General features: G+C 44.1%; 4 protein-coding genes. 3 read left to right on the top strand and 1 reads right to left on the bottom strand.

Annotated elements, in window-relative coordinates:
• Window positions 1-457 precede the first annotated feature (457 nt).
• The gene (locus tag QUB52_RS28580) at window positions 458-1,396 is read right to left on the bottom strand and encodes a glycosyltransferase family 2 protein (RefSeq protein WP_332975615.1); all 939 of its coding nucleotides are present in this window, start codon (window positions 1,394-1,396) and stop codon (window positions 458-460) included.
• A 327-nt stretch (window positions 1,397-1,723) separates the two neighbouring features.
• Here QUB52_RS28580 and QUB52_RS28575 point away from each other — a divergent pair, with 327 nt between their 5' ends.
• From QUB52_RS28575 to QUB52_RS28565, 3 genes are all read left to right on the top strand, one after another.
• The gene (locus QUB52_RS28575) at window positions 1,724-2,926 is read left to right on the top strand and encodes an argininosuccinate synthase (RefSeq protein ID WP_332975614.1); all 1,203 of its coding nucleotides are present in this window, start codon (window positions 1,724-1,726) and stop codon (window positions 2,924-2,926) included.
• Window positions 2,927-3,254: 328 nt separating this feature from the next.
• Window positions 3,255-3,944 (top strand): Uma2 family endonuclease, encoded by a 690-nt coding sequence (locus tag QUB52_RS28570; RefSeq protein ID WP_332975613.1) that lies wholly within the window; start codon window positions 3,255-3,257, stop codon window positions 3,942-3,944.
• 59 nt (window positions 3,945-4,003) lie between these two features.
• The gene (locus tag QUB52_RS28565) at window positions 4,004-4,576 is read left to right on the top strand and encodes a Uma2 family endonuclease (RefSeq protein WP_332975612.1); all 573 of its coding nucleotides are present in this window, start codon (window positions 4,004-4,006) and stop codon (window positions 4,574-4,576) included.
• Window positions 4,577-4,637 lie beyond the last annotated feature (61 nt).

Below are 4,637 nucleotides of genomic sequence, written 5' to 3'. Positions count from 1 at the left end.
CTGGCTTTTCGCTCATCTGACTACATTACCATATTTTTCGGCTCTCAATCAACTATTTTTTACCTGAATCCTTACCTTTTATCAGCTATGGCAGCATAAATCAGACTCTCAGTATCCCTTTCGCTTGAGGCAGTGGCACTGTCCGATCGCTCGCTAAGATAGATTACCCCTGATATTTGTAATAATTGTATCAAGAATGTCTGCATTTTTAAAATTTGTGGGCATAAAATTATCCCAGGCGATCGAGAAAACAGCCGATATTCCTCAAATCACCGGCTCAGCACGCAACTTTACATTAAACGCCAAACTTTTACAATGTTTAAAGCCCTGTTTTACCTGTATTTATTGGATTGCTCGGACTTGTGTTTTTTGCGTAAATATACTGACTCTCTTTCAGCAAATACACAAGCCCTGACAAGCTCTGATCGTATGTGATATGTTGTTTGGGCGGGCTAATTTATGAAACTTTTGCATCAGCCTTACATTCACCGTAAGCAGCATACACAGCTTTAACATTATACCAATTCAGAAAAATTCGAGCTATTTCTAAAGCTAACTGCGGTTTGCCTTGGTCAATTAGCCACTGCAAAAAAGGAGTCATCGTCCGCTCATTCAGCATCCCGCCCAAAGACAAAACTCCCCACAGTATTTGGTGTAGCCAAGTCATTTGAATCATTAGCTTTACTTCCCAACTTGGGTGTTTTTGATAAAACAAAACTCCCATTCTCCCGCGCTGAATTTCTCGGTCAATCATGCCTGGTATTTGATCTAGGTTAAAAGCTGAATGCCAGTGATAGCCTACAGCCTGCGGACATTTAATCAGTTTTAAACCTAATTTTTTCAACCTGACACCCAATTCTAAATCTTCCCATCCATACAGTTGAAAGCGATTGTCAAACAGTCCAGCTTCCAGCAGCCAGTGGCGGGCGATGGCCACATTTCCTGTAGCAAAATAAGCCGCCGAAAAATCCGTTATTTTGTAAGGTTCCGAGGTGGGATTGTCGAAATTGCAAGTATTAATCACGCTGCCGTAAGTAAAAACCGCATCAGTATCTTTGTAGCCCTGTAGTAAAGCATCTGCGTGTGCTTGTAAAAAATGCTTTGTTACAACTAAATCGCTGTCAATAAAAATAATTGTCTCGCCCTTAGCATTTTCAACGCCTAAATTCCGGGCGGCGGCTGGGCCTTGGTGAGATTGGGCGATCGATCGCACATGGGGTAAAAACTCGGCATCGGTGCTCAACCACTCGATCGTCCCATCCGTCGAGCCGTCATCGACTACAATCACCTCATAATCTGTGACACTACTACCAAACTGCTGATTTTCCAGAGCCAGTAGACATTTTTCCAAAATCGGTTTACGATTGTACGTCGGAATCACAACACTAAAAAACACAACTTTTCCCCATCGCCACAGTTACCGTATCCCACGGTAGCAGATTTTTCGCAGCAACTAGGCCGCGAAATCGCCAACCTTAGCAAAAAAAGAATATCTAAATCTGTACGATTGCTGACAAGAATCGATCTCAATTAGGTGCATAATACAAAGTTGGTTAAATTCCAATACGGTTGGGTTAAGCCAGATCCCCCCTAACCCCCCTTAAAAAGGGGGGGACAAGAAATTGATCAAAGTCCCCCTTCTTAAGGGGGATTTAGCGGGATATCCGGGCAATAAACAGTTTTAACCCAAGCGTATTAAGTTAAATTCAGGATGTAAATACAAATGAGTCGCGCTAAAAAAGTTGTGCTAGCATATTCGGGCGGAGTCGATACCTCCGTCTGCATTCCTTACTTGATGAAGGAGTGGGGAGTCGAAGAGGTAATTACTCTGGCGGCGGATTTGGGACAGGGAGACGAATTGGAACCAATCCGCAAGAAAGCTTTGGCATCTGGTGCTTCGGAATCGTTGGTAATCGATGCTACCGAGGAATTTGTCAAGGATTATGCGTTTCCAGCAATTCAAGCTAACGCGCTTTACGAAAATCGGTATCCGCTTTCTACGGCGCTAGCCCGCCCGCTGATTGCTAAATTGTTAGTAGAAGCTGCGGAAAAATACGGTGCAGATGCGATCGCCCACGGTTGTACGGGTAAGGGAAACGATCAGGTACGGTTTGATGTGTCGATCGGCGCACTGAATCCCAAGATTAAGATTTTAGCACCGGCGCGGGAGTGGAAAATGAGCCGCGAGGAAACGATCGCCTACGGCGAAAGATGCGGGATTCCGTCGCCGGTGAAGAAGTCTTCGCCTTATAGTATCGATCGCAATTTGTTAGGAATGGCGATCGAAGCCGGCATCCTCGAAGATCCTTGGGCGGAACCGCCGGAAGAGGTGTTTTTGATGACAAAGGCGATCGAGCAAACTCCCAACACACCCGAATACATAGAAATCGGTTTCGAGTGCGGAAAGCCTGTCAGTTTGAACGGCAAAGAATTATCACCAGTCGCCCTGATTACCCAACTCAACGAAATAGCTGGAAATCACGGAGTCGGGCGTATCGACATGATTGAAAACCGCCTAGTCGGGATTAAATCGCGGGAGATTTACGAAACACCAGCGATTTTAGTATTAATGCACGCGCACCGAGACTTAGAAAGTTTGACATTGACAGCAGATGTCACGCGATACAAGCGCGGCATCGAAGAAACCTACAGCGAAATGATTTACAATGGTCTTTGGTACAACCCTTTAAAAACTGCTTTAGACGCATTTATTCAGGACACGCAAAAGCGAGTAACTGGAACCGTACGTCTAAAAATGTTCAAAGGAAATGCCACTATAGTCGGTCGCAAATCGGAAAATTCGCTGTACAGTTTCGACTTAGCAACCTACGGCGCAGAGGACGAATTCGACCACAAAGCGGCCGAAGGATTTGTCTACGTTTGGGGATTGCCAACTCGCATTTGGTCGGAGAAGAATAGAGGCTAGAAATTAGCTAAAAATTAGTAGGGTGCGCAGTGCGCACCTTATTTGCTAAAAATAAGAGTCGGCAGATCAGAGTCGGCAGATCAGAGTCGGCAGATCAGAGTCGGCAGATCAGAGTCGGCGGTTGAAACCGCGACTACACAAACAATGTCCGCCTCCGCGGACTGAAGATCGGAGTCGGCGGTTGAAACCGCGACTACACAAACAATGTCCGCCTCCGCGGACTGAAGAATTAAATGCTGCGCACCTGATTTAAAGTACGTAGGGTGTGCACTGCGCACCGCATTTGCTAAGGTATAAATAGAATAATTTAAAAATCCCCGCAAATGCCATGACCGCCTCAATATCAAGAGTTATTCAAACAGATATTACGACAACTACATCTCAAGGTAAAACCGCCACTTGGGAAGATTACTTGGCTTATCGCGATGCTCCCAACGATAATGATCACATCGGATTGTGCTTTAATTGCGATCGGCTCTTAGTCATTGATATAGCAAGAGAAGGAATCAATCACGCCATCATCAATAACTTGTTTCCAATGTTATTCGCTATCTGGTTTAGTCAAGTACCAGAACAGATATACAGTTCCCTGGGCGGCTGCTTGCTAGAAAAACCTAAAAAGCAAGCTGCATCACCAGATTTAATGGTTTACGTGGGGAGCGAATACCCAACTTGGCAAACAGGAGAGCGGCGTTACATTAATTTAGAACAGTGGCGAGTTCCTAATTTAGTTGGCGAAATTGCTGACACAACTTTAACAATAGATTTAGATGAGAAAAAATATCTCTATGCCGATTTGGGAATTCCTGAATATTGGGTAGTTGACGTTAAAGGTTTGCGAGTTTTTGCCTTTCAGTTGCAGTCAAACGGCAAGTATCAGGAATGCGAGACTTCTCTAGCACTTTCAGGATTGCCAATTTGTTTGTTGAATCAAACTTTGGAACGCTTAAATGCAGAAACAAATGGCAGTGCAGCCATGTGGTTTGCTCAACAGATTGCTAGCTTAAAAACAGAATGATTGTGGTATAATACGATCGCGGATACTAGAATCATCAAACAATTCATTCTGAAAAAGCAATGATTGCCAATAAAAGCCCAAATTACATCTCCCCAGAAGAATACCTGAAATTAGAAGAACTCAGCCCCATCAAGCATGAGTATATTCGGGGCGAAGTCTACGCAATGGCGGGTGCGAGTGATGCTCATGTGACTGTCGCCGGCAACTTATTTGCACTGTTGAGAAATCATGTTCGGGGTAGTGGCTGCCGTATTTATATGTCAGACATGAAAGCGAGGATTGAATCTAAGAATCTTTACTACTATCCCGACGTGATGGTAAGTTGCGATGAACGGGACAAAGCATTTCAATCTTATAAAAGATATCCTTGTTTAATTGTCGAGGTTTTGTCTGATGGAACTGAAGGATTTGATCGCGGAGATAAGTTTGCTGATTATCAGGAATTAGAAACGCTTCAGGAGTACGTATTAATTAACCAAAAACGGCAGCGAGTGGAGTGTTTTCGGCGCAATGCTGAGGGGTTGTGGGTTTTGCAGTCTTACACGCCCGGAAGCGAAGTTTGCTTAGCTAGTGTTCATTTTCGCACGAGTATGGATGCTATATATGAGGATGTGGTGGTATCCGCTCAATAAGTTGCGGTAAATCTTAATTTTTCGACAGTGTATAACTTATTTGATTCTACAAATATCTTAA

This window comes from Microcoleus sp. A6-C6, from assembly GCF_036705955.1.
In the GTDB taxonomy this organism is placed as follows: Bacteria; Cyanobacteriota; Cyanobacteriia; order Cyanobacteriales; family Microcoleaceae; genus Microcoleus.
The sequence above is the reverse complement of the archived record's forward strand: the minus strand, read 5'-3'. Positions and strand labels throughout refer to the sequence as shown.

Coding starts and splice junctions, on each gene's coding strand:
- QUB52_RS28570 (WP_332975613.1), top strand. CDS start 3,255: ATGACCGCCTCAATATCAAGAGTTATTCAAACAGATATTACGACAACT.
- QUB52_RS28575 (WP_332975614.1), top strand. CDS start 1,724: ATGAGTCGCGCTAAAAAAGTTGTGCTAGCATATTCGGGCGGAGTCGAT.
- QUB52_RS28565 (WP_332975612.1), top strand. CDS start 4,004: ATGATTGCCAATAAAAGCCCAAATTACATCTCCCCAGAAGAATACCTG.